Here is a 1,282-nt window from a genome sequence, read left to right as displayed (position 1 = left end):
GTGACTTTGCCGCGTTGCGGTGGTTGGGTCTAGATCACTCGGTGTTTGGCTCTTTTTGCGTCTGTCGCCGTAAAGGTTGGCTTGGAGCAGTAGTGCCGGCACCGGGTGTGAAGGACCGGCCGGCGTGACTTGATAGGAGCGTGGCACCGCCCCCGACTGAGATGTGTCTGCCGACCGGCCCAACTGTCACCTCTTGATAGATGGGAGGCAACCTTCATGGTTGTCATTGGAAGCGATGTACACAAGTCCACGCATACCTTCGTCGCTGTCGACGAGGTTGGTCGCTGGCTTGGCTGCAAGACCGTCAAGGCCACCCATTCCGGGCATCGTGAGGCCGTGATGTGGGCCCGCGAGCAGTTCGGAGACCAGGTGAGGTGGGGCATTGAGGATTGTCGCAACATGTCGGGACTGCTCGAGCGGGACTTGCTGGGCACCGGGCAGGCAGTGGTGCGGGTTCCGACCAAATTGATGGACCGGGAACGCAAGGCCACCCGCACTCGCGGCAAGTCCGACCCGATCGACGCCCTGGCGGTGGCACGGGCAGTGTTGCGTGAGCCGAATTTGCCCAGGGCCACTCATGACGAGGTGTCCCGTGAGTTGAAGCTGCTGACAGATCGTCGCGATACCCTTGTCACACAACGTACTTCGGCGACCAACCGGTTGCGTTGGCTGGTGCATGAACTCGATCCCGAACGTGCTCCTGGATCACGCAAACTGGATGCGGCCACGCATCAGGAGATGCTGCAGGACTGGTTGCTCACCGTCGCCGGGGTCGTGGCCGAGATGGCCCTGGCCGAACTCGCTGATGTCGTCCGGCTCACGTCCGAGATCAACGCATTGGCCACCCGCATCGGTGCCCGCACCCGTGAGGTGGCCCCCAGCCTGCTGAGCCTGTTTGGGTGCGGCGAGCTGACCGCGGCCAAAATTATCGGTGAGACCGCCGGGGTCGCCCGGTTCAAAAGCGAGGCTGCCTTCGCCAACCACGCCGGAGTGGCTCCCATCCCGGTATGGTCAGGCAACACCTGCGGACGGGTCCGGCTCAGTCGCTGCGGTAACCGACAACTCAACCGGGCCCTCCACACCATCGCCAACACTCAACGAGCCCACCCCGGCATCGGCCAGACCTACTATCAAGCCAAAACCGCCGAGAACAAAACTTCGAAAGAAGCCCTGCGCTGCCTCAAACGCCACCTCGCCCGCGTCGTCTACCGCCACCTCATCGCCGACGAAAAGGCCCGCCAATCACCACCCCAAACCGCCGCGGCTTGACATAGGAGCTATT

The 1,282-nt window shown here is 62.7% G+C and carries 1 protein-coding gene; it reads left to right on the top strand.

Going from position 1 to position 1,282, the window contains the following annotated elements; all coding sequences use genetic code 11:
- Positions 1-216 precede the first annotated feature (216 nt).
- On the top strand, positions 217-1,269 hold the full coding sequence (locus tag A5634_RS04120) for an IS110 family transposase (RefSeq protein WP_065142814.1): 1,053 nt from the start codon (positions 217-219) through the stop codon (positions 1,267-1,269).
- Positions 1,270-1,282: the final 13 nt, after the last annotated feature.

This window comes from Mycobacterium asiaticum (genome assembly GCF_001673365.1).
Lineage (GTDB): Bacteria > Actinomycetota > Actinomycetes > Mycobacteriales > Mycobacteriaceae > Mycobacterium > Mycobacterium asiaticum_A.
This window is presented reverse-complemented; position numbering and strand designations above follow the sequence as displayed.